Origin of the sequence: Paraburkholderia sp. RL18-085-BIA-A (genome assembly GCF_046027075.1) — a bacterium.
In the GTDB taxonomy this organism is placed as follows: Bacteria; Pseudomonadota; Gammaproteobacteria; order Burkholderiales; family Burkholderiaceae; genus Paraburkholderia.
This window is the reverse complement of sequence record NZ_JARESU010000040.1, coordinates 19,062-41,306: the sequence shown is the minus strand read 5'-3', so window position 1 is coordinate 41,306 and position 22,245 is coordinate 19,062. Positions and strand designations below refer to the sequence as shown.

Genomic DNA, 22,245 nt, shown 5'->3' with positions numbered 1-22,245 from the left:
TCGACGCAGTTCTGGAATGCGTGTGCCCCGGTTCGTGACATCGAAGCGTACGCTACCTTGATCGGCGCCCGCTATTTCACACGTCACAATGGCAGGCAGCCAGTCAACTTTGATGACATGCTCACGTCTTGCGCACTCACGCTGCAGGTAATGTTTCGTAACGCTGAGCGCGCGCAGTACGCCGAGATTACAACCTATCGGCCGCGATTACCGCGCCTCGCCCGCTGCATGGTCAGGCGCCAGGAATGACGGACGGTCACGAAAGGGAGTGTCCATGCAGGAACACGCAGACCGCTCAACGGCCGTCCGCACGGAAGAAAGTGACGATGGAAGTGCAACGGAATATTTCACGCAAGGAGCCTGCGCGACACACGTGCCTCGAGCAGGCACGAAAATAGCTACCGCTTGTAGAGTTCGCGGACCGCATCTTCGATGTGCTGCCGCAACAGACGCCGTTCGTCGGGCGTCATATGACCATCGCGACGACGTTGATCAAGATCGGGGGGAACTGCCGTGCGCAACATCACGTCTGATGCGGGACGGTCGGGACTTGGGTTGCGGTGGTTAGCCCGGGAGTTGGCGGGCTTGGGCGCGTGCTCATGCTCACTCGCCGCTCTGTCGGCAGAAGGCTGGGCATGGGCGAGCGTTGGTCCCAGCGAGCCTGCAAGCGTACCGGCTACTGCCAGTGTAATGACGCTCAGGCGCACATTCGGCCAAACCCCTCCCTTCATGTTGTTCCCTTCGTGGCGCGGCAACCGGCTACCTCAAATGCGTATACAGACCCCAGTAACGAGCCGGGTGCGAGAGTTATTGTCGAGTGAAGTATCCACCGAACAGCCGCATTCAGTAAAGGAGTCTAACTGCCCATGCTTTACGTCGTGCCACAGTGCGGGTAAATTTTGTAACTGACTGTAACCCGGTAAACGATGCAACCGCGCACCACTTTCTAATCGCGCTAAGATGCCGACCATGGAAACCAAAAACCCTTCGAAAATCCTCGTCGTCGACGACGATCCACGCCTGCGCGATCTGTTGCGCCGCTACCTCGGTGAACAGGGCTTCAATGTCTACGTTGCCGAGAACGCGCCGTCCATGAACAAGCTCTGGGTGCGTGAGCGCTTCGATCTGCTGGTGCTCGATCTGATGCTGCCCGGCGAGGACGGCCTGTCGATCTGCCGCCGCTTGCGCGGCAGCAACGACCGCACGCCGATCATCATGCTGACGGCCAAGGGTGAAGACGTCGACCGTATTGTCGGCCTCGAAATGGGCGCCGACGACTATTTGCCCAAGCCGTTCAATCCGCGCGAACTGGTCGCGCGTATCCACGCGGTGCTGCGCCGTCAGTCGCCGTCGGAGTTGCCGGGCGCGCCGTCCGAAACCACCGAGGTGTTCGAATTCGGCGAGTTCGCGCTGAACCTCGCCACCAGCACGCTCACCAAGGCCGGCCAGGAAATTCCGCTGACCACGGGCGAGTTCTCGGTGCTCAAGGTGTTCGCGCGTCATCCGCGCCAGCCGCTGTCGCGCGAAAAGCTGATGGAGCTCGCGCGTGGCCGTGAATATGAAGTCTTCGACCGCAGTCTCGACGTGCAGATCTCGCGTCTGCGCAAGCTGATCGAGCCCGATCCGGGCAGCCCGCGTTTCATTCAGACCGTTTGGGGTCTGGGCTACGTCTTCATCCCCGACGGTGCAGCCTGAGTTTGTTTTCATCTCCTGTTTCTGATTTCAGATAAGAAGGGCCCATGCGGATCGACCGGCGCCTCCTGACGCTCGCGTTCGGCGGCCTTTTCTGGCGGACCTTTCTGTTGATCGCGCTACTGATCGCAGTCAGTCTCGCCGCGTGGTTCCAGAGCTTCCGGGTGATCGAACGCGAGCCGCGCGCGCAGCGCGTGGCTTTGCAACTCGTCGCGATCGTCAAGCTCACCCGCACCGCCCTCCTCTATTCCGATCCCGACCTGCGGCGTGCGCTGCTGCAGGATCTGGAAAGCAATGAAGGGGTGCGGGTGTACCCGCGCGAAGCAACCGACAAATACAAGCTCCAGCCCGACGAGTCGCTGAACCGCCTGATCGAGCACGACATTCGCGGCCGCCTCGGCGACGACACTGTCATCGCACAAAGCGTGAACGACATCAACGGCGTGTGGATCAGCTTCAAGATCGACGACGACGACTACTGGGTCGCGCTCGACCGCGATCAGCTCGACAACGCTACCGGCTTGCAATGGGCCGGCTGGGGCGTGTTCGCGCTGGCGCTGTCGCTGTTCGGCGCGGCGTTCATCACGAGTCTGGTGAACCGGCCGTTCGCGCGGCTCGCCATGGCCGCGCGCAAAGTCGGCTCGGGCCAGTCGCCTGAGCCGCTGCCCGAGCGCGGCATGGGCGTGGCCGCCGAAACCAACCGCAGTTTCAACCAGATGGTGCAGGATCTCGAACAGCTCGAAGCCGACCGCGCGCTGATGCTCGCGGGCATCTCGCACGATCTGCGCACTCCGCTCGCCCGGCTGCGGCTCGAAACCGAAATGAGTCCGTCGGACCAAAGCACGAAAGACGCAATGGTCGACGACATCGAGCAGATGGACATGATCATCGGCCGGTTCCTCGATTACGCGCGCCCGGTGCAGCGTGTGCCGGAGCCAGTCGACCTTTCCGTGATCGCCGGCGAACTGGCCGCGCGTATGCAGAGCGAGGACAGCTTGCGCCTGATTACGCGGCTCGCGCCGTCGGCGGTGATCGAGGCCGACGAGACCGATATGCGGCGCGTGGTCGGCAATCTGCTGGAGAACGCGCGCAAATACGGCCTGAGCGACGGCGACGGCATCCCGCACGTGATTCTGGAGACCCGGGTGTCGCACTCCCGGGTCGAATTGTCGGTGGTCGATGAAGGCCCGGGCATTCCGGAGGATCAGTTGGCGCTCGTCACCCGCCCTTTCTATCGCGTGAATTCGGCGCGCACGCAGGCCAACGGCACGGGCCTTGGTATGGCAATTGTCCAGCGGCTGGTCGGCCGTTACCGCGGCGCGCTGCGCTTGCGCAATCGCACGCCAGGACCGGGGCTCGAAGTCACGATCGAGTTTCCGCTGGCAAAAGGCGCCTGACCACAACAGCCGTTTGTGACCCTTGTAATCGCTGCAGCCCCGCGCCGTGTTGAATAATAACTATCCACCTCGTTAGAAAAAAACTATTGAACAGATAGTTTCATAGAACTATAGTGGAGCGGTGTAACGCCCTCGTTACCACGAGCTGGTAGCCTCAACATGCTGTTTTTCCAACACACGAAGGAGCACTCGCATGAAAACCGTTGGCGATAAAGTCGAAGCGTTCACCGTCACTGCTGCGAAGCCGGGCTTCAACAACCACGAAGAAAACGGCGCGTCGGCGTTCGAAGAGATCACGGAGCAGTCGTTTCCGGGCAAGTGGAAGATCATCTATTTCTACCCGAAGGATTTCACGTTCGTGTGCCCGACCGAAATCGTCGAGTTCGGTAAGCTCGTAAACGACTTCGAAGAACGCGACGCGGTGTTGCTGGGCGGCAGCGTCGACAACGAATTCGTGAAGCTGGCATGGCGCCGCGAGCACAAGGATCTGAGCAAGCTGAACCACTATTCGTTCGGCGACGTGAAGGGCGAACTGATCGACCAGCTCGGCGTGCGCGACAAGGAAGCGGGCGTCGCGCTGCGCGCCACCTTCATCGTCGATCCCGACAATACGATCCAGCACGTGTCGGTGAACAACCTGAACGTGGGCCGCAATCCGGAAGAAGTGCTGCGTATTCTGGATGGCTTGCAAACGGACGAACTGTGTCCTTGCAATCGCGCCGTCGGCGGCGCAACGCTGTAAGCCGTGCCGTCAAAAGCCCGCCTCGCTTGAAAAAGCCGCGGGCTTTTTTATCGACAATCCGATAGGAGATGCCAATGGAATTCTTGTCTTCGATCAAGGCGCGCGTGCCCGACTATGCGAAAGACATCCGGCTGAATCTCGATGGGACCATTGCACGCTCATCGCTCGAAGGAAACGACGCGGTTGGTGTCGCGCTCGCAGCGGCGTTTGCCGCGAAAAGCACGGTGATCGTCGACGCGATTCGCAATGCCGGCGTGTTGTCGCCGGAAGAAACGAATGGCGCGCTGACCGCCGCCGCGCTGATGGGGATGAACAACGTCTGGTATCCGTACGTCGAGATGACCGACAGCGCGGACCTCAAATCGCAACCGGCGCAGTTACGGATGAACGCTTACGCGTCGCATGGCGGCGTGGACAAGCGGCGCTTCGAGATGTATGCGCTGGCGGCTTCGATCATCGGCAAATGCCATTTCTGCGTGAGGTCGCACTTCAATACGCTGGTCGCCGAAGGCATGAGCTCGACGCAATTGCGCGACGTGGGCCGCATCGCGGCCGTGATCAACGCGGCTGCGCAATGTATTGCCGCCGAGGATAAATAGCGGGTTTGACGCGTGCGGCACGAGGTTTCTTTTTCTATGCCGCACGCAACGTGTTTCGCGGCCTTCGGTCACCCGAAGGCCACGAAACCACGTCAGTTCCTGATCAGCAGCACCACGGCCTGCGCTTCGATCCCCTCGCCCCGGCCGAGATAGCCGAGCTTCTCATTGGTCTTGGCTTTGACGTTGACCCGCTCGACCGGCAGATCGAGATCGGCTGCGATATGCGCCCGCATCCCTTCGATATGCGGCGCCAGCTTTGGCGCCTGCGCGACCACGCTGCTATCCACGTTGGCGATCGCAAAGCCCGCCGCCTTCACGCGCGCAACACACTCGCGCAGCAGCACCCGGCTGTCCGCGCCGGCGAACTTCGCATCGGTGTCGGAGAAATGGCGGCCGATATCGCCTAGCGCCGCAGCGCCGAACAACGCGTCGGTAATCGCGTGCAGCAGCACGTCCGCATCCGAATGACCGAGCAACCCGCGCTCATAAGGAATCGTCACGCCACCGATGATCAACGGACGCCCCGGCACCAGCGCATGCACGTCGTACCCTTGCCCCACTCTCAAATCCATATGCGTCAAGTCCTCAAGTCCACTTACTAAAATTGGAATCCATCACGAAGCCGCAGGCCGGCTCAGAATCGCCTCGGCCAGATCGAAATCTTCCGGATACGTTACCTTGAAGTTGCGCAAGCTGCCTTGCACCAGCTTCGGCGCATGTCCCAACCATTCGATTGCGCTCGCTTCGTCGGTGAGATCGTGACCGTCGGCCTGCGCACGCAGAATCGCTTCGCGCAACATGCCGATGCGGAACATCTGCGGCGTCTGCGCCTGCCACAAGCCGTCGCGCGCCTCGGTGCGGGCAATGCGGCCATCAGCGGTCGCCGCGTCGATCCGCTTCAACGTATCCGCGACCGGCAACGCCATGATGCCGCCCACCGGGTCGTCCTTCAGCGCGGCGACCAGCGTGCGGATCAGCGCGGGCGTAATGCCCGGGCGCGCGGCGTCGTGCACCAGCACCCAGTCGTCGTCGCGCGCGCCGAACTCGGCGAGCGCATGCAGGCCGTTGAGCACCGACGCCTGGCGCGACGCGCCGCCCGAGCGGCGCACCGCGAAGCGCAGGCCGCCGAAGCGGCGCGCGTCGAAGTGCTGGTCGTCGGGGGCGATCACGACTAGCGTTTGCGCGAACTCGCTGCACGCGTCGAACGCGGCCAGCGAGTAATGCAACATGTCGCGACCGGCGACAGTGCGATATTGTTTGGGCATCGCGGCGCCGGAACGGCTGCCGGTGCCTGCGCACGGAATCAGGGCAAATAGACGGGAAGTCACGAGTGCGGATGCCGCGAAGTCAAAGTAAAGGACGGATTTTATAATAGGTCCTTCGCATCCACGCCCCGACGCGCGTAAACTTGGCCGTCCGTGTGAGCCCCGAGGCCGCTTTCTCTCTTCTATGCCAGACATCGCCGCATCATCGCAGTACTCCCCGCCCGTCGCGCTCGTCAAGGCCGGCCAGCGCTTCGCCTTCGACGGCACGCACGGTTCGTCCGACGCGCTGCTGATCGCCCGCTACCATCTGGCCTATCGCGACAAGGTGCCGTTGCTGGCGGTCGTGTGCGAAAGCGCCGTCGATGCGCAGCGTCTTTCGCAGGAAATCGGCTTTTTCGCGCCCGAAGCGCGGGTGCGCCTGCTGCCCGACTGGGAAACGCTCCCTTACGATACCTTTTCGCCGCATCAGGATCTGGTCTCCGAGCGCCTCGCCACGCTGCACGATCTCGGCGACGGCCGCTGCGACATCCTGCTGGTGCCCGCCACCACGGCGCTCTACCGGATGCCGCCGGCGTCGTTCCTCGCGGCCTACACGTTCTCGTTCTCGCAAGGCGAGCGCCTCGACGAAGCGCGGCTCAAAGCGCAACTGACGCTGGCCGGCTACGAGCACGTGAGCCAGGTGGTGCGTCCCGGCGAATACTGCGTGCGCGGCTCGCTGCTCGACCTCTATCCGATGGGCTCGCCGCTGCCCTACCGGATCGACCTGTTCGACGACCAGGTCGACTCGATCCGCGCATTCGATCCGGACACGCAGCGCAGCCTCTATCCGGTGAAAGACGTGCGCCTGTTGCCAGGCCGCGAATTCCCGTTCGATGAAGCCGCGCGCACCGCGTTCCGCAGCCGCTGGCGCGAGACCTTCGAAGGCGATCCGAGCCGTGCGTCGGTTTACAAGGACATCGGCAACGGCGTGCCGTCGGCGGGCATCGAATACTATCTGCCGCTCTTCTTCGAAGAGACGGCGACGCTGTTCCATTACCTGCCCGAAGGCGCGCAACTGGCGCTGGTCGGCGATCTCGAGGCCGCGATCCGGCGCTTCAGCAACGATACGAAGCAGCGCTACAACTTTCTGTCGCATGACCGTGACCGGCCTATCCTGGAACCGGAACGGCTGTTCCTGTCCGACCAGGATTTCTTCACATTCGCCAAGCCGTTCGCGCGGCTCGCACTACCCGTCAACGCGGGCGGCGGCTGGTCGACGCCGCTGCCCGATCTCGCGATCGACCGTCACGCGGACGACCCCGTGCTCGCCTTGCGCGCGTATCTGAACACCACGCCGAATCGCGTGCTGTTCGCCGCCGAATCGGCGGGCCGGCGCGAAACGCTACTGCAGTTGCTGGCCGACAATCATCTGAAGCCGGCCTCGAGCGACAGCTTCCAGGACTGGCTGCTCGGCGACGCGCGCTTCTCGCTGGGTGTCGCGCCGCTCGCCAATGGGTTCGCCGTGCCGACCGACGGCATCGCGATCATCAGCGAGACGGAGCTGTATGGCCCGCTCGCGCGCCGCGCGGGACGCCGCCGCCAGGAACAGGCGAGCAACGTCGATTCGATGGTGCGCGATCTGTCCGAGCTGAAGGTCGGCGATCCGGTCGTGCATTCGCAGCACGGCATCGGCCGCTACATGGGTCTCGTCACGATGGACCTCGGCGAAGGCGAGACCGAGTTCCTGCACCTCGAATACGCGGGCGACAGCAAGCTCTACGTGCCGGTCGCGCAATTGCACGTGATCTCGCGCTACAGCGGCGCCGATCCGGAAAGCGCGCCGCTGCATGCGCTCGGCTCGGGCCAGTGGGAAAAGGCCAAGCGCCGTGCCGCGCAGCAGATTCGTGACACCGCCGCCGAGCTGCTCAATCTCTACGCCCGCCGCGCCGCGCGCGCCGGCCACGCGTTCGCGCTCGAACCGAAAGACTACGTGAAGTTCGCCGAGAGCTTCGGCTTCGAGGAAACGCCCGACCAGGCCGCCGCGATCGCGGCCGTGATCGGCGACATGACGAGCGGCAAGCCGATGGACCGTCTCGTGTGCGGCGACGTCGGTTTCGGCAAGACCGAGGTCGCGTTGCGCGCGGCGTTCATCGCGGTGATGGGCGGCAAGCAGGTGGCGCTGCTCTCGCCCACCACGCTGCTCGCCGAACAACACACGCAGACCTTCACCGACCGCTTCTCCGACTGGCCGGTGCGAATCGCGGAGCTGTCGCGCTTCAAGTCGACCAGGGAAATCAACGCGGCGATCCAGCAGATCAACGAAGGCACCGTCGACATCGTGATCGGCACGCACAAACTGCTGTCGTCGGATGTGCAGTTCAAGCGCCTCGGGCTCGTGATCATCGACGAGGAACATCGCTTCGGCGTGCGTCAGAAAGAGGCGCTGAAGGCATTGCGCGCGGAAGTGGACGTACTCACGCTGACCGCCACGCCGATCCCGCGTACGCTCGGCATGGCGCTGGAAGGCCTACGCGACTTCTCGGTGATCGCCACCGCGCCGCAAAAGCGCCTCGCGATCAAGACGTTCGTGCGGCGCGAGGAAGAAAGCGTGATTCGCGAAGCGATGCTGCGCGAGCTCAAGCGCGGCGGCCAGGTGTACTTCCTGCACAACGAAGTGGAGACGATCGAGAATCGCCGGCAGATGCTCGAAACGCTCGTGCCCGAAGGGCGTATCGCGGTCGCGCACGGACAGATGCATGAACGCGAACTCGAACGCGTGATGCGCGACTTCGTGGCACAGCGCGCGAACGTGCTGCTGTGCACGACGATCATCGAAACCGGCATCGACGTGCCGAGCGCCAACACGATCCTGATTCATCGCGCCGACAAGTTCGGCCTCGCGCAATTGCATCAGTTGCGCGGCCGGGTCGGCCGTTCGCATCACCAGGCGTATTCGTATCTGCTGGTGCACGATCCGCAAGGGCTCACCAAGCAGGCGCAACGCCGGCTGGAGGCGATCCAGCAGATGGAGGAACTCGGCTCGGGCTTCTATCTGGCGATGCACGATCTCGAGATTCGCGGCACCGGCGAAGTGCTCGGCGACAAGCAGTCGGGCGAGATTCACGAGATCGGTTTCCAGCTCTACACCGACATGCTGAACGATGCGGTGAAGGCGCTCAAGGAAGGCAAGGAGCCCGACCTCACCGCGCCGCTCGCCGCCACCACCGAAATCAATCTGCACGCACCGGCGATTCTGCCCGCCGACTATTGCGGCGACGTGCAGGAGCGTCTGTCGCTTTACAAGCGTCTTGCGAACTGCGAGCACAACGACTCGATCGACGGCATTCAGGAAGAGCTGATCGACCGCTTCGGCAAGTTGCCGCCGCAAGCGCATGCACTGGTGGAGACGCATCGTCTGCGGCTCGCCGCGAAGCCGTTGGGCATTTCGAAGATCGATGCGGGTGAAGCGGTGATCGGCTTGCAGTTCATCCCGAACCCGCCGATCGACGCGATGCGGATCATCGAGATGGTGCAAAAGCACAAGCACATCAAGCTCGCGGGTCAGGACAAGCTGCGTATCGAAACGCGCAGCCCCGATCTCGCGGTGCGTGTCGCGACGGTCAAGGAGACCTTGCGCGCGCTCGGAACGCCGAGCCGCGGCACCGCGCCTGCTGCCGCGGCGCGCTGAGTCCGTCTGTCACGCGGGTTCGCGTCGCATTGGAAAACCGGGGTACGTCCTGCGTTTTTTTCGTTCATGCTGCGGTGCGCCAATGTGCCACCGCAGCATACGAGCGCGTGTTTTTTGGGTATCATCGAAAGACTCAAATGCCGGAGTCCTGTTCATGTCTCACGTCGCTGAATCAGCGCAGTCCTCGCAGTCGTCACAATCGTCCGCCTCCGCGTCGGTTGCCTCTCCCGTCTCGCTGCCTTGGGTCACGCGCCTCGTGTCGATGGACACAGTCAGCCGCAATCCGAATCTCGGCCTGATCGAAACGGTCCGCGACGAACTGCGCGCGCTCGGTGTCGAAGCCACGCTCACGCACGACACCAGGGGCAAATGGGCGAACCTGTTCGCCACCATCCCCGCCCACGACGGCGAGACCAATGGCGGCGTGGTGCTGTCGGGTCATACGGACGTCGTGCCCGTGGACGGCCAGCAATGGGACAGTGATCCGTTCAAACCGGAAATTCGCGGCGACAAACTGTATGGCCGCGGCACCTGCGATATGAAAGGCTTCATCGGCGCCGCGCTGGCCCTCGTGCCGGACATGCAGCGCACGAAGCTGGCCAAGCCGATTCACCTCGCATTGTCGTTCGACGAGGAAGTGGGCTGCGCAGGCGCCCCGCTGCTAATTGCCGACCTGATGAAACGCGGCGTGAAACCGGACGGCTGCATCGTCGGCGAGCCGACGAGTATGCGCCCGATCGTTGCGCATAAGGGCATCAACGCGTATCAGTGCTGCGTGCGCGGCCAGGCCGCGCATTCGTCGCTGACGCCGCAGGGCTTGAACGCGATCGAATACGCGGCGCGCCTGATCTGCTACATCCGCGACATGGCCGATCAGTTCCGCGAGCAAGGCCCGTTCGACGAACTGTACGACGTGCCCTTCACTACCGCGCAGACCAGCACGATCAGCGGCGGCAACGCGCTCAACACGGTGCCGGCCGAATGCAGGTTCCAGTTCGAATTCCGCAATCTGCCCACGCTCGATCCCGAACCGATCTTCGCGCGCATCGATCAATACGCGCGTGAAACGCTGCTGCCGAAGATGCTGCGCGAACATCCGTCGGCGGCCATCGAGATCACGAAGATCGCCGCGGCCCCCGGACTCGATTCGTCTGAACAAGCCGCAATTACACAGCTCGTGCGCGCGCTGACCGCCGACCAGGACAAGCGCAAGGTCGCGTACGGTACCGAAGCCGGGCTCTTTTCGCTGGCAGGCATTCCGAGCATCGTGTGCGGGCCCGGCGACATCCAGCAGGCGCACAAGGCCAACGAATTCGTCGCGCTGGATCAGCTGGTGGCATGCGAGCGCTTCCTGCACAAATTCATTCACAGCATGTCGGTGGGCGCGCACGCAGTCTGAAACTGAGCGCCGCGAAACAGGTCTTAACACATACCGAGGACAACACGCTGCCGCCATGTCTACCGCCACCCCGCAGCACACCGACCACACGATCGACGGCGAGCCGATCCCCACGCTCGACGACATCGCCACGCAGCATTTTGCGTTGACGCCGTGGGTCATGCGAACGCCGGTATTCGACCGGCTCGACTTTTCATCGCTGCAAAGCACGGTGGTGAATTTCAAGTTCGAATTGTTGCAGGCGGGCGGCAGCTTCAAGGCGCGTGGCGCGTTCACGAACCTGCTCGCGCTCGACGAAACACAGCGCAGCGCTGGGGTCACCTGCGTGTCGGGCGGCAATCATGCGGTGGCGCTCGCCTATGCGGCCAGGCGGCTTGGCATCGGCGCGAAGGTCGTGCTGTTTCGCTCGGCGAATCCAGCGCGCGTCGCCCTATGCCGGCAATATCACGCCGACATCGTGTTCGCCGAGGACATTGCCGAAGCGTTCGAACTGGTGCGCCGTATCGAGGCCGAAGAAGGCCGGTATTTTGTGCATCCGTTCAACGGTTATCGCACGGTGCTGGGCTCGGCCACGCTCGGCTACGAATGGGCCACGCAAACCCCAGACCTCGAAGCGGTGATCGTGCCGGTCGGTGGCGGCGGTCTCGCCGCCGGTGTCTCCACGGCAATGCGACTCGCGAATCCGATGGTCCACGTGTACGGCGTCGAGCCCGAGGGCGCGGATGTGATGAGCAAGAGTTTCGCCGCCAATCACACGGTGAAGATGGGCCAGATGCACAGCATCGCGGACTCGCTGATGTCACCGCATACCGAGGAATACAGCTACGAGTTATGCCGCCGCCATATCGACCAGCTCGTGACCGTCTCCGACGATCAACTGCGCGCGGCCATGCTGATCCTCTTCGCACAACTGAAGCTGGCCGTGGAGCCGGCCTGCGCGGCCGCCACCGCAGCGCTGCTCGGACCGCTGCGCGAGCAGCTGCAGGGCAAGCGCGTGGGCGTGCTGTTGTGCGGCACCAATACCGATCCGGTCAGTTTTGCCGCGCACCTCGAGCGCGCGCGCCATAGCGAGTCGCAGTTTCCTCAATAAACGCAATCGGCGCATTTCCAGGCCAAAACACTAGCCTATCCGTCCCAGGTTGGTATCATTCGACCATCGATATCTGGGAGGAATCTCTATGAGCATGATCACGGAATTCAAGGAATTTGCCCTCAAGGGCAACGTGATGGATCTCGCGGTCGGTGTGATTATCGGCGGCGCATTTTCCACCATCGTCAATTCAATTGTTAAAGACCTGATCATGCCGGTTGTCGGGCTTGCCACCGGCGGCCTCGATTTCTCCAACAAGTTTGTCCGGCTCGGCGAGATTCCGCCCACCTACCACGGCAACCCTTCGTCGTATAAAGACTTGCAGACGGCGGGCGTTGCAGTGTTCGGTTATGGCTCGTTCATCACCGTGCTGATCAACTTCGTGATTCTCGCGTTCATCATTTTCCTGATGGTCAAGTTCATCAACAATCTGCGCAAAACACTTGAACCCGCACCGGCCGAAGCGGCGCCGCCGCCGACGCCGGAAGACGTGCTGCTGCTGCGTGAAATCCGCGATTCGCTGAAGAACTCACCACGTTGAAAATAGCGACCCGGCGCATTAGCCGCGCCCAGTAAGCAAGGCCTGTTGCGATAGTTGTCGCACCAGGCCTTTCATTTTCTTGAGCGGGAAAACGCGCTCATGCAGCGCAAGCGTCACGCAAGCTTCTGCGCCTTCAGCTTCACCGCGGCTTCGATCATCGTTTCAAGCTGGCCGAAATTGACAGGCTTGGTCAGATGCGAAGTGAAGCCCGCGCTCAGACAGCGGCGCACGTCCTCGTCGGTGCCGAAGCCGGTCAATGCGACAGCCGGTGCGTCCGAGTGCTCGCGGTACGTCTTGATGAAATCGAGGCCCGTGCCGTCGGGCAAGCCGACGTCGCTCACGATCAGATCGAAGCTCTGTGCCTGAGTGGTGGCAAGCGCATCGTCGACCCGGCCCACCACCGTCACGTCATGGCCGAGGCCGCGAATCAGTTGCGCCATCACCTCGGCTGTATCGACGTGATCCTCGATCAGCAAAATGGTCAGCAGTCCGGCCGGATGCACTTCGTCCGGTGCGGCGGCCGGCTGCGTGCCGAGCGGCGCGGCCGCGGTCGGCATCGTGATCGTGAAGGTCGCGCCGCAGTGCGGGCCGGGGCTGTGTGCGCTGACCGTGCCGCCGTGCACGTCAGTCAACGCCTTGGTGATCGCAAGACCGAGGCCAAGCCCGCCGAACTGCCGCGTCATGTTCTGGCTGCCCTGCTCGAACGCATTGAAGAGTTTGCCGATCTGATCCGGCTCGATACCAATGCCGGTATCTTCGACCGATATCTGCACCTGCATCCGTTCATCGCGCGTGCGCACATAGATGTGGCCGCCGTCCGGCGTGAACTTCGCGGCATTGCGAATCAGATTCCATAGCATCTGCTGCAAGCGTGCGCGATCAGCCAGCACGTAGTGGTGCGTCGCGCGCTTGTCGACATGCACATCCTGCTGCTTGACCTGAATCTCACTGCGAAAGAGTTCGAGCACGCTGTCCAGCACGTCGTGCACGTCGACCGTTTCGAGCGACAGACGCAGCTTGCCGTTCGCCACCCGCGTCAGATCGAGCAGGTCGTCGATCAGCCGCGCTTCCAGCTCGACGTTGCGGCGGATCATGCGCACGCTGCTGCGCGCCTGGTCTGGCAAGTCCGGGATCATCTCCAGCACGCGGGCGCCTGCCAGCACCGGCGTGAGCGGCGTGCGCAATTCGTGCGACAGCATCGCGAGAAAGCGGTCTTTCGCGCGGTTCGCCTCTTCGGCGGTCTGGCGCGCCGCCTGCTCCGACGCCAGCAGCCGCTCGCGTTCCTCGATCGCCTCGCGCTGCGCATGAACGTCCGTGCACGTGCCGAACCATTTGTTGACGTTGCGTTCGGCGTCGCGCATCGCGACCGCGCGCGCGTCGAACCAGCGGTATTCGCCGTCGTGGCGGCGAATCCGCATCTCGTGCCGGTAGTCGCCGGCCTGGCTCGCGACCGCCTTGAGCCAGCTGCGGCGGACTTCTTCACGATCGTCCGGATGCACGGCGTCGAGCCACGCGAGACGATACGAGCTGTTGCATGCGAGCCCAGTGTAGTCGTACCACTGCTTCGAAAGAAAATCGCAGTCGCCCGCCGCGTCGTACGTCAGCACGAGGTGCGGCAACGCTTCCGACAACGTGCGGTAATGCTCTTCGCGATCGCGCAGCAGTAACGCTTCGTCCGACGCCCTTTGCAGCCGCACTTGCGACAGCACGCGCTCGACGGCTTCGGGCAGGTAATCCAGGTAATCGCCGGACTTCGGCACCACGTCGGACACGCCCGCGCGCAGCGCTTCGATCACGCGCGATTCGTCGGTGAAGCCGGTCACGAGGATCGCGGGAATCCGCACGCCTTCCGCGCGCAAACGGCGGAAGAAGTCGAGCCCGGTCTCCGGTCCGCTGAGTTGATAGTCGAGCACCAGCAGATCGGGAGTGCCGCTTGCGAGCCGCTCGCGCGCGACGTCGACGCCGGCGCAGATCGCGACCCGGCAGCCGGCGCGATCGAGCGACTTGCGCGCGAGCCGCAGGATGCCTTCATCGTCATCGACGACGAGCACATACGCGGTATGCGGCGTGGACACTTCTTCGGTCATGCGGAGCATTCTCTGGCTGTGTCGATGGGTCGGTCGAAGAATCTATCTTGTCACGATCGGCTTTCGGGCAGCTTCTCGTGAGCCCGCGCTCAAGGCGCCTGGAGCCGATGGCCTGGCGGCAGCTTGACCACCTGCAGGAAGAAGCCGAGCCGGCGCACCGCTTCGATGAACGCATCGTATTCGACCGGCTTGCAGATATAGACGTTGCAACCGAGTTCGTAGCAGCGCGCGATTTCGCGCGGATCATCGGTGGTGGTGAGCACGATCACCGGCACGGCGGCCGTGCTGGGCGATTCCTTCAGACGCCGCAGCACCTCGAAGCCGTCCACGCGCGGCATTTTCAGATCGAGCAGCACGACGAAATTCGTCAGATTCTCGCGCGCGGGTGGAGCATTTGCCGTGGCACTCGCAGGCGGGCCGCCTGCGGCATCGGCATCGGCCGGCTCTACGCCGAAGAAATAATCGAGCGCCTGCTGGCCGTCGCGAAAGCGCACGAACCCATTCGAAATGCCAGCGCGGCGCAGATTACGTTCGACTAGCGTGGCGTGGCCGTCGTCATCTTCGATCAGCACGATGCTGACCGTTTCCCCGTGACTCATATGCTCTCCGTGCTAACGATTCGTGGTGCGCGCCGCTCGCCGTGTCCGCACCGTTGCCGCGACAGCGCGCGCCGATTCAGTTGCGCAACGGCTGCTCGGGCAGCATCACAAAAAAGGTCGACCCCGCGCCTTCGGCCGACTCGACCCAGACCCGGCCGCCATGCCGCTCCACCGTGCGCCTGACCACTGCGAGACCAATGCCGTCGCCATTCGCGACATCGCCATGCAGGCGCTGGAACGCGCGGAACACTTTCGACATATACGCGGCCGGAATCCCCAGTCCGTTGTCGCGCACGTAATACGTGCGCATGCGCACCGCGCGCGGATCGCTTTCGTCGACCGGCTCGGACTCCAGCGCGCCGATCTCGATACGCCCGTGACGCGCCGGGTCGAGGAAATTCAGCGCATTGCCGATCAGGTTGCTGAAGATCTGCTCGACCGCGGCCGGATCGCCCCACGCGGGCGGCAACTCGCGCACGCTGACCATCACCGCGCGCTGGCTGATCACGCCCTGCAGCGCCTCGACCACCCGGCCCACCACGCGCCCGACGCTGACCCGCTGCCATTGATACTCGAGCCGGCCCGCGCGCGAAATCCGCAACAGCGCGTCGATGATCGCCGCGGCTCGCGTGACCGCGGTGCGCAGATAACGCAGCGACTCGCGCACGTCCCCATCGAGAATATGCACCATGCGCCGATGTTGCGCGTGCGGCAGGCCAGCCTGCCTGACGATGCTGTCCAGGTCGTCGCACGATACCTGCAATTCCTTCGAGAAACCCTGCAGATTCACCAGCGGCGAGCGCAGATCGTGCGACACGCTGTAGATGAACATTTCGTTGTCTTGCGTTTCCTGACGCAGTTCCTCGTTGACACTTGCGAGTTCATAGGCGCGCGCTTCGAGCCGCGTCTTTAGCGTGGCCTGCTCCTTGTCCGCCTCACGCAGTCGCGTGCCGGTCTGATGCAGCACGGCGTCGAGCGCGGCGATCTCGTCATTGCCCGACAGCGGTGGCGCGAGCGGCCGGTCGCTGCCGAGCCGCTCCGCATTGCCGGTCAACACTTCCAGCCGCCGGCCGATGCTGCGCGCAAACACCACCGCGGTGGCCGCCCAGATCAGCATCGAGCCAAGCACGGCGGCGACCAGCGCGTATTGCTCGCGTTCGCGCCGCCTTGCGAGCGCGGCCGAGCGGTCGTTGTCGAGCCGCGCGGCCTCGTTGCCGAACGCGGCCAGCTCCTCGCGAAACAATGCGACCTGCTCGGGCAACGCGCCGGTCTCCAGCGCGACAAACGGAGCCAGGCTGCGTCCTTCGTGCATGGCCTGCGAAATCTCGAGGGCGTGCGCGCGATAGGCGTCGCTTGCCCGCCGCATGTTGCGCACGCGCTCGACCTGCCGCGGCGTTTGTGCGACCAGCGCGTCGAGCTTCGCCAGGCGGTCGCCGAGATCGACCCACACCGCATGGTGATCGATCAGCGACGCGTCGCCGGTCACCATCGCCGTGCGCACTCGCGCGGCCTGGTGCAACAGCGGATCGACGATGGCCGACGATTGATAAAGGATCTGCTTGCTGTTATCGACCCACTGCGCGGCCTGCGCTGTCTGCTCCTGGGTGTCGAAGACGACGCCAAGAAGCGCCAGCTCGACCACGCTCGGCACTGCAATCAGCAGCAGACCCTTGGTGAATAGTTTCATGTTCACCCGAAGGATCGAAGGGTCATTCAAGCCGAAGCGGCTCGCGAACACCCGTTGCGTGCCGCGCTGCCGCACCTCTGCTGCAGCGGACAGGCACGCGGCGCAACGCAGCCGGACGGGCCATTATCGACGTGAACCGGAGATATTTCAACGACACCGCAAGATGCGCTCGGCCACATAAAAATGACTTTTTTATTGGTATCGGATGTTTTTTCGACGGCTCGTGCGTCTATGATGGAGACAGATGTGCTGGGATGCGAAAGCGCGCGGCGAGGCGGTTCGGCATGATTCGTGCGGGAAGCGGTGGAGGCGGCGCAGTCGTCGAATCACCGTGAATCCGGCCTTGTCGTATGCTATAAAAGATCGACGTGCGGCGCGCGAAGCCGGGAGTTGTCGCATGAGGACGCTGCGTTTCTTGCAATTCTTTTTCAGGCGAATTTTTATGTCCTTCCCGAAAAAGCGTAGACGCGCGAAGGTGGACGGCGACGAGTCGTTCCTCGCGGTACTGCGGCATTTCAAGCCGTTCGGTCAGCTCGATACCAAGATTGCGCGCGCTCGCGCGCAAGACGAGCCGGTTCTTTATGCGCATGTGCTGCCAGGGCTCGACGTACTCCTATGCAGCGTGCGTGGCGCGCAACCGCCTTATCCGGCAGCAGCGGAGTTGCGGCGGCGCTGCATCGAATCGATCACCAATGCGTTGGAGCAGCCGCTCGACGGGCTCGAGAACGGCGGCTACTGGTACGAGGCGGACGGCTTCGGTTTCCTCGTGTTTGCCAGCCGGGCGCGCGGCAAGATCCTCACCGAATTCGGCGCCACGCGCGTGGGCACCCGTCGCGGGGTGCGCCGGCAGGATGCGGCTGGTGATGCTACGCCACGCTCGTTAAGGTAGGCACACAGTCGGCATTCGCTGTCGGCCTTACGTCTCTCTTGCATTGACCTCGCAGCGCCGCAGATTGTTACTCTGGCGGCGCTGCATCCGCTTCCCCTCGGTTGAATTCCTGAACTCACGCAAGTACGGCGCGCTGCGCATTTGCGTGCGCGCCGCACGCCGGGCCGTCGTTGAGGCGCTCGCTTATTCCGCAATGGCCTCGTCGGCGTGGCCGCGCACGGGCAGCACGCTGATCAGCCACAAAGAGATCATCGACAGGCCGCCGCCGAAGCTCCAGCTGAGCCAGTCCGCAGGCAAGATGGACACCATCAGCTTCCCTTGTATTCGGCCGCGCTGGCCGGCGACCTCACAGCGGGCTTCTTTTTATCATCCACAGCGGGCGACGACGCCGCCCCCTTGGTCGACTTGTTGACCGGTGCGCCTTCAAGTGAAAGCGGCGCCTTGGACTGCTGCTTGACGCCCGGCGGCGGCGCCGTCGGCGCCTGACGAACCTGCGACAGCAACTGCGCGCACGGCAGCGGCTTGTTGTTGCTCGGTGCGAGCAACGGGATCAACGCCGCAAACGGATTGATCAGGCCGAGCCCCACCGCCGCGCCGCCGCGCAATGCCAACGCGGCCGCATTCACACCCACGTGTGGATCCTTGAAGGTGCCCTTCACATACAGCGGCGAGCGCAGCGAGAACACCCGGAAGCCCTTGGTATGCGGATGCACGCCGAGGTCCATCGTCTCGTCGCGCAGGTTAACGTGGCCGTCGATGTTGATCACCGCGTCGTCGGTATCGAGCGCGAACACGCGCGACTCGAGCACGCCGTCGGTCGCGACGAAATCGGCGGCTGCGCAGTTGATCTTCACATCGCGATTGCCGAACAGCTTTTCATACACGACGTTCGCCACGTTCAGTCCGGCCGCTTCCATCAGCAGACGGCTCACCGTGCCTTCCGTGATCAGCGCTTTCACTTCGCCGTTGGACGTGGCCGCGAGCGCCGCCGGCGAATTGCCGGTCGCGGTCAGCGCGGCGTCGCCATTGATTTCGCCGAGCGCGTTCTGCATCGTCTTGAAGTTTGGGAACAACTGCTTGAGCTTCAGATGCCGCGCCGACGTCGCGAAACGGCCCTTCAGCGGCACAGCGCTGCCGTCCAGATGAATGTCCGACGCGAGCGAGCCGCCGGCTACGCCGAACTTCAGCGGTTCCAGCGACAGCACGCCGTCGGTCAGCACGACATGCGTGTACAGGTCCGTAATCGGCAGATCCGTGGTCTTGACGATGCGCCGGCCCGTGAACTTGACGTCGGCGTCGATCGCCTTCCAGCGGTCGGTGCGGAATTCCTCGACCGGCAGCACGCGTCCGCTCGGCTGCGTGGTCGCGTCGCCGCGTTTGGCCTTGCTCGCGTTCGAGTCCGCGCCGATCACCGGCGCCAGATCGGAGAATTGCAGCAGATGCGACACCATCTCGCCCTGCAGTAGCGGACGGGGCTCACGGGCCGTGTAGGTGAGCGACCCGTTCAGATCGCTGCCGCCCACCCGGCCTGTAAAATTTTCATACTTGAAGACGTTGCCGCTCGACTTGAACTGACCGATCAGCCGCCCTTCGGTCGCATAAGGCGGCGTGTCCGGCAAGGTCACCCCGGTCAGCGAATAAAGGCGTGCCATGCTGTTGCCTTGCAGCCAGAGCCGCAGGTCGACCGCAGCGAGATGCGCCGGGTCGGTGATCGTGCCCACCAGGCCGACGCGCAGGTCACCGGCCTTCACATCGGCCTGCACCGGGAACGGCCGGTTCGCGTCCTGCAGCGCCAATACGCCGCCGACCTTGCCGCTGCCCGACACCGGCGTTTTGTTGTAGGTGCCCTTGACCGTCCAGCCGATCGCATACGACGGCATCTGCCGTTGCGTGCCAGTCGCCGAGGCCACCCCGCTCGCGCCCGGCGCGGCCACGCTGTCGCTTGCTTCGCCGGCCTCGCTCGCTTCGCTTGCCGCATGCGAACCACCGGCCATCGGCGCACCCGATGCCCCACCGGCCGCCGTCGTGCCCGACGCATTGATCTCCGTGGACGACGCGCCAGACGCGGCCGCGGCCGCCGCGGCGGCCGCCTCGGAAGCCGCCTGCGCATTGGCCTGCTCGGTCAGCTTGCTGGCGCCCGCCTTGCCGATTGCCTGCGCCGACGCGCTGCGCGAGGCCGCTTCCTGCTGCTTCATCGCCTCGCCGATTGGAATCGGCTGGCCGAGCGTGTCGATGACCATCTGCACATCGACCTTCTTCTGCTGATCGGACAGCGCGATATTGCCCTTCGCAAACGCGATGTCGTGCAGATCGAGCTTCCACTCCGACGGACCGCTCGACGACGCCAGCTTGAAGGTCCAGTTGTCGCGCCCGTCGACCAGACGTTCGAGATCGACGGAAGGATTCACGAGGTTGATCGCGGGGATCACGATATCGTGCGCAAGCAGCGGCAGCACCTTCACCTCGAAGTCGATTTCGTCGAGCGTGGCGAACTGCGGCTGTTTGGTCCAGTCGGGGTTGGCCACCGTGATGTTGGCCGCGGAGAAGCGCGGCCATGGTACCCAGCCGCGCCAGCCGGTCTCGTCGGCCGGATGCCGCCAGCCCACTTTCAGATCGCCGTTGATCGCAAACGGCCGGCCGATAGCCTGCGAGACTTTGTCGTTGACATAAGGCCGGGCGCGATTCCAGTCGAACGTCAAGATGAAAATGGCGAGTGCGACGATCAGGACGACGACGGTCGCCAGCAGCCATATGATAATTGTTCCGATCCGCCGTCCGATGCTACTCGACCCTGCCATTGAGAGGCTCCGCGATTGTTCTACGTTGCGCACCGAGCAGCAGATATCGTGCCCGGACCTCGGTGGCGCGCCGCCTTTAAGCTTGCCGTTTTATCATGCTGCACAGCCGGACAACAGGTCGGCTGCGCGCGCGACGCCATGAATGCGCGTTACCGCGTCGCCATCACGCCCACCCCACTACGATCCAACTCATGACCGATGTTCCCCTCGTCCTTGCCGACGGCATCGTCCGGCGCGATGCGCTGCGCGGCCAGACGCTGTTGCAGCCGACCACCTTCGCGCTTCACGCGGGCGACCGCATCGCGATCACCGGACCGTCAGGCTCGGGCAAGAGCGTATTTCTGCGCGCGCTCGCATTGCTCGATCCGCTCGATGCCGGACGCATCATGTGGCGCGGCGCGGCGGTCGCGCGCGCCGCGATTCCACGCTACCGGCGCAACGTCGCGTACATCCGCCAGCGGCCCGCGCTGCTCGACGGCAGCGTCGAAGACAATCTGCGCTACCCGTTCGAGCTGCGCGCCTATCGCGACGTGCGCTTCGATCGCGCGCGCGCGGCGAGCCTCGCCGCCCAGGCGGGCCGCGCCGACGACTTTCTCGACAAACGCGCAAGCGAACTGTCCGGCGGCGAGGCGCAGATCACCGCGCTGATCCGCGTGCTGCAACTCGCGCCCGAGGTCTTGCTGCTCGATGAGCCGACCGCGTCGCTCGACCCGGAGTCGTCGCGGGCGATCGAAGGTCTCGTGCATGCATGGTTCGATGCCGACCCGAGCCGCCATGCATCGATGTGGGTGTCCCACGATCCCGCGCAGGCCGCGCGCATGAGCGAGCGTCATCTGACGATGCGCGCCGGCGTGCTCGACGAAGCAGCGCTGGCAGCGTCCGCGCATCAGGAGGCTAGCCAATGACCTTGCAAAACCTGAGTTTGTGGGACGTCGCGATCGCGGCGCTGCTGATCTTCGTGAACGGCGCGGTGTCGGTCGCGCTCAAGCTCGATCTGGAACGCAAGCTCGCGTGGGCCGCGCTGCGCACCGTGGTCCAGTTGCTGGCGATCGGCTACGTGCTCGGCTGGGTGTTCCGCAACGACCGCTGGTTCGTCGTGCTGCCGCTGATGATCGCGATGACGCTGATCGCCGGCTTCGCGGGCGCGCAGCGCGGCAGTCGCACCTATGCCGGACAGCGCGCGGACAGCGTGCTGTCGATCTGGGCCAGTTCGTGGCTGGTCGCGGCAGTCGGCCTGTTCGTCGTGATCCGCATTCATCCGTGGTACGAGCCGCAATATGCGATTCCGATTCTCGGCATGATCCTCGGCAATACGCTGACCGGCGTGTCGCTCGGCATCGAACGGATGACCGAGGAATTGACCGCGCGGCGCGACCGCGTCGACATGTCGCTCGCGCTCGGCGCGACGCGCTGGGAAGCGGCGCAGGCGCCCGCGCGGCAGGCGGTACGCGCGGGCATGATGCCGGTGTTGAATCAGATGGCGGTGGTCGGCGTGGTGAGCCTGCCCGGCATGATGACGGGCCAGGTGCTGGCCGGGCAGTCACCATTGCAGGCAGTGCGCTATCAGATCGTCATCATGTTTCTGATCGCCGCGGCGTCGGCATTGGGGACCGTGGGCGCGGTGCTGCTGACGTACCGGCGGCTGTTCTCGGCGGAGCACCGGTTTCTGTCCGCGCGACTGGTGGAGCGCGCGGTGAAGCAGCGGTGAGCGGCGCGGCCTGGCAAGGACCGGCGGCGCACGTTGGGTGCACCGCCTACGTGTTGCCGACCTCGCGGAAGTGGCGCACGTCGCG

Annotated in this window: 19 protein-coding genes; 11 read left to right on the top strand and 8 right to left on the bottom strand. The window is 64.0% G+C overall.

Features of this window, described 5'->3' with window-relative positions:
- Nucleotides 1–398: 398 nt before the first annotated feature.
- A complete protein-coding gene (locus P0D89_RS25060) occupies nucleotides 399–731 on the bottom strand; it encodes a hypothetical protein (protein WP_408362312.1) in 333 nt (110 codons plus the stop codon).
- Between the two features lie 229 nt (nucleotides 732–960).
- Between P0D89_RS25060 and ompR the strand changes: the two genes are divergently transcribed.
- The 4 genes from ompR to P0D89_RS25040 all read left to right on the top strand — a co-directional run bounded on the left by ompR (nucleotide 961) and on the right by P0D89_RS25040 (nucleotide 4,430).
- Nucleotides 961–1,695: an osmolarity response regulator transcription factor OmpR gene (ompR, locus tag P0D89_RS25055; protein ID WP_408377404.1), complete on the top strand. Its 735-nt coding sequence runs from the start codon at nucleotides 961–963 to the stop codon at nucleotides 1,693–1,695.
- 44 nt (nucleotides 1,696–1,739) lie between these two features.
- The gene (locus tag P0D89_RS25050; RefSeq protein WP_408362313.1) at nucleotides 1,740–3,089 is read left to right on the top strand and encodes an ATP-binding protein; all 1,350 of its coding nucleotides are present in this window, start codon (nucleotides 1,740–1,742) and stop codon (nucleotides 3,087–3,089) included.
- A gap of 193 nt (nucleotides 3,090–3,282) precedes the next feature.
- Nucleotides 3,283–3,831 (top strand): peroxiredoxin, encoded by a 549-nt coding sequence (locus tag P0D89_RS25045; protein WP_408362314.1) that lies wholly within the window; start codon nucleotides 3,283–3,285, stop codon nucleotides 3,829–3,831.
- Between the two features lie 74 nt (nucleotides 3,832–3,905).
- The gene (locus P0D89_RS25040; RefSeq protein WP_408362315.1) at nucleotides 3,906–4,430 is read left to right on the top strand and encodes a carboxymuconolactone decarboxylase family protein; all 525 of its coding nucleotides are present in this window, start codon (nucleotides 3,906–3,908) and stop codon (nucleotides 4,428–4,430) included.
- 92 nt (nucleotides 4,431–4,522) lie between these two features.
- Here the strand turns inward: P0D89_RS25040 and ispF are convergent, their stop codons facing one another.
- Nucleotides 4,523–5,002 (bottom strand): 2-C-methyl-D-erythritol 2,4-cyclodiphosphate synthase, encoded by a 480-nt coding sequence (gene ispF / locus P0D89_RS25035; protein ID WP_408362316.1) that lies wholly within the window; start codon nucleotides 5,000–5,002, stop codon nucleotides 4,523–4,525.
- A gap of 42 nt (nucleotides 5,003–5,044) precedes the next feature.
- Complete coding sequence (ispD, locus tag P0D89_RS25030; protein WP_408362317.1) at nucleotides 5,045–5,758, bottom strand: 2-C-methyl-D-erythritol 4-phosphate cytidylyltransferase; 714 nt, start codon at nucleotides 5,756–5,758, stop codon at nucleotides 5,045–5,047.
- Nucleotides 5,759–5,879: 121 nt separating this feature from the next.
- On the opposite strand from ispD, the gene mfd reads away from it, so the two are divergent.
- The 4 genes from mfd to mscL all read left to right on the top strand — a co-directional run bounded on the left by mfd (nucleotide 5,880) and on the right by mscL (nucleotide 12,392).
- The gene (gene mfd / locus P0D89_RS25025; RefSeq protein WP_408362318.1) at nucleotides 5,880–9,362 is read left to right on the top strand and encodes a transcription-repair coupling factor; all 3,483 of its coding nucleotides are present in this window, start codon (nucleotides 5,880–5,882) and stop codon (nucleotides 9,360–9,362) included.
- Between the two features lie 154 nt (nucleotides 9,363–9,516).
- On the top strand, nucleotides 9,517–10,761 hold the full coding sequence (gene argE / locus P0D89_RS25020) for an acetylornithine deacetylase (protein ID WP_408362319.1): 1,245 nt from the start codon (nucleotides 9,517–9,519) through the stop codon (nucleotides 10,759–10,761).
- 55 nt (nucleotides 10,762–10,816) lie between these two features.
- Nucleotides 10,817–11,851, top strand: coding sequence for a threonine/serine dehydratase family protein (locus tag P0D89_RS25015; protein WP_408362320.1), 1,035 nt, complete (start codon nucleotides 10,817–10,819; stop codon nucleotides 11,849–11,851).
- An 88-nt stretch (nucleotides 11,852–11,939) separates the two neighbouring features.
- The gene (gene mscL / locus P0D89_RS25010; RefSeq protein ID WP_408362321.1) at nucleotides 11,940–12,392 is read left to right on the top strand and encodes a large conductance mechanosensitive channel protein MscL; all 453 of its coding nucleotides are present in this window, start codon (nucleotides 11,940–11,942) and stop codon (nucleotides 12,390–12,392) included.
- A 113-nt stretch (nucleotides 12,393–12,505) separates the two neighbouring features.
- On the opposite strand, the gene P0D89_RS25005 is transcribed toward mscL, so the two are convergent.
- The 3 genes from P0D89_RS25005 to P0D89_RS24995 form a co-directional block, all read right to left on the bottom strand.
- Complete coding sequence (locus P0D89_RS25005; RefSeq protein WP_408362322.1) at nucleotides 12,506–14,479, bottom strand: hybrid sensor histidine kinase/response regulator; 1,974 nt, start codon at nucleotides 14,477–14,479, stop codon at nucleotides 12,506–12,508.
- A gap of 89 nt (nucleotides 14,480–14,568) precedes the next feature.
- On the bottom strand, nucleotides 14,569–15,078 hold the full coding sequence (locus tag P0D89_RS25000; RefSeq protein WP_408362324.1) for a response regulator: 510 nt from the start codon (nucleotides 15,076–15,078) through the stop codon (nucleotides 14,569–14,571).
- Between the two features lie 76 nt (nucleotides 15,079–15,154).
- A complete protein-coding gene (locus P0D89_RS24995) occupies nucleotides 15,155–16,765 on the bottom strand; it encodes a sensor histidine kinase (protein ID WP_408362325.1) in 1,611 nt (536 codons plus the stop codon).
- A 397-nt stretch (nucleotides 16,766–17,162) separates the two neighbouring features.
- Between P0D89_RS24995 and P0D89_RS24990 the strand changes: the two genes are divergently transcribed.
- Nucleotides 17,163–17,654: a hypothetical protein gene (locus tag P0D89_RS24990; RefSeq protein WP_408362326.1), complete on the top strand. Its 492-nt coding sequence runs from the start codon at nucleotides 17,163–17,165 to the stop codon at nucleotides 17,652–17,654.
- Between the two features lie 183 nt (nucleotides 17,655–17,837).
- Here the strand turns inward: P0D89_RS24990 and P0D89_RS24985 are convergent, their stop codons facing one another.
- Together P0D89_RS24985 and P0D89_RS24980 are read right to left on the bottom strand one after the other, a co-directional pair.
- On the bottom strand, nucleotides 17,838–17,963 hold the full coding sequence (locus tag P0D89_RS24985) for a hypothetical protein (RefSeq protein ID WP_408362327.1): 126 nt from the start codon (nucleotides 17,961–17,963) through the stop codon (nucleotides 17,838–17,840).
- A complete protein-coding gene (locus tag P0D89_RS24980; protein ID WP_408377401.1) occupies nucleotides 17,963–20,452 on the bottom strand; it encodes an AsmA family protein in 2,490 nt (829 codons plus the stop codon). The genes P0D89_RS24985 and P0D89_RS24980 overlap by 1 nt, the downstream gene beginning before the upstream one ends.
- 191 nt (nucleotides 20,453–20,643) lie before the next feature.
- Between P0D89_RS24980 and P0D89_RS24975 the strand changes: the two genes are divergently transcribed.
- Both P0D89_RS24975 and P0D89_RS24970 read left to right on the top strand, forming a co-directional pair.
- Nucleotides 20,644–21,357 (top strand): ABC transporter ATP-binding protein, encoded by a 714-nt coding sequence (locus tag P0D89_RS24975; RefSeq protein ID WP_408362329.1) that lies wholly within the window; start codon nucleotides 20,644–20,646, stop codon nucleotides 21,355–21,357.
- On the top strand, nucleotides 21,354–22,160 hold the full coding sequence (locus P0D89_RS24970; RefSeq protein WP_408362330.1) for an ABC transporter permease: 807 nt from the start codon (nucleotides 21,354–21,356) through the stop codon (nucleotides 22,158–22,160). Before P0D89_RS24975 ends, P0D89_RS24970 begins: the two co-directional genes overlap by 4 nt.
- Nucleotides 22,161–22,245 lie beyond the last annotated feature (85 nt).

Coding starts and splice junctions, on each gene's coding strand:
- P0D89_RS25060 (WP_408362312.1), bottom strand. CDS start 731: ATGAAGGGAGGGGTTTGGCCGAATGTGCGCCTGAGCGTCATTACACTG.
- ompR (WP_408377404.1), top strand. CDS start 961: ATGCCGACCATGGAAACCAAAAACCCTTCGAAAATCCTCGTCGTCGAC.
- P0D89_RS25050 (WP_408362313.1), top strand. CDS start 1,740: ATGCGGATCGACCGGCGCCTCCTGACGCTCGCGTTCGGCGGCCTTTTC.
- P0D89_RS25045 (WP_408362314.1), top strand. CDS start 3,283: ATGAAAACCGTTGGCGATAAAGTCGAAGCGTTCACCGTCACTGCTGCG.
- P0D89_RS25040 (WP_408362315.1), top strand. CDS start 3,906: ATGGAATTCTTGTCTTCGATCAAGGCGCGCGTGCCCGACTATGCGAAA.
- ispF (WP_408362316.1), bottom strand. CDS start 5,002: ATGGATTTGAGAGTGGGGCAAGGGTACGACGTGCATGCGCTGGTGCCG.
- mfd (WP_408362318.1), top strand. CDS start 5,880: ATGCCAGACATCGCCGCATCATCGCAGTACTCCCCGCCCGTCGCGCTC.
- argE (WP_408362319.1), top strand. CDS start 9,517: ATGTCTCACGTCGCTGAATCAGCGCAGTCCTCGCAGTCGTCACAATCG.
- P0D89_RS25015 (WP_408362320.1), top strand. CDS start 10,817: ATGTCTACCGCCACCCCGCAGCACACCGACCACACGATCGACGGCGAG.
- mscL (WP_408362321.1), top strand. CDS start 11,940: ATGAGCATGATCACGGAATTCAAGGAATTTGCCCTCAAGGGCAACGTG.
- P0D89_RS25005 (WP_408362322.1), bottom strand. CDS start 14,479: ATGACCGAAGAAGTGTCCACGCCGCATACCGCGTATGTGCTCGTCGTC.
- P0D89_RS25000 (WP_408362324.1), bottom strand. CDS start 15,078: ATGAGTCACGGGGAAACGGTCAGCATCGTGCTGATCGAAGATGACGAC.
- P0D89_RS24995 (WP_408362325.1), bottom strand. CDS start 16,765: ATGAAACTATTCACCAAGGGTCTGCTGCTGATTGCAGTGCCGAGCGTG.
- P0D89_RS24990 (WP_408362326.1), top strand. CDS start 17,163: ATGAGGACGCTGCGTTTCTTGCAATTCTTTTTCAGGCGAATTTTTATG.
- P0D89_RS24985 (WP_408362327.1), bottom strand. CDS start 17,963: ATGGTGTCCATCTTGCCTGCGGACTGGCTCAGCTGGAGCTTCGGCGGC.
- P0D89_RS24980 (WP_408377401.1), bottom strand. CDS start 20,452: ATGGCAGGGTCGAGTAGCATCGGACGGCGGATCGGAACAATTATCATA.
- P0D89_RS24975 (WP_408362329.1), top strand. CDS start 20,644: ATGACCGATGTTCCCCTCGTCCTTGCCGACGGCATCGTCCGGCGCGAT.
- P0D89_RS24970 (WP_408362330.1), top strand. CDS start 21,354: ATGACCTTGCAAAACCTGAGTTTGTGGGACGTCGCGATCGCGGCGCTG.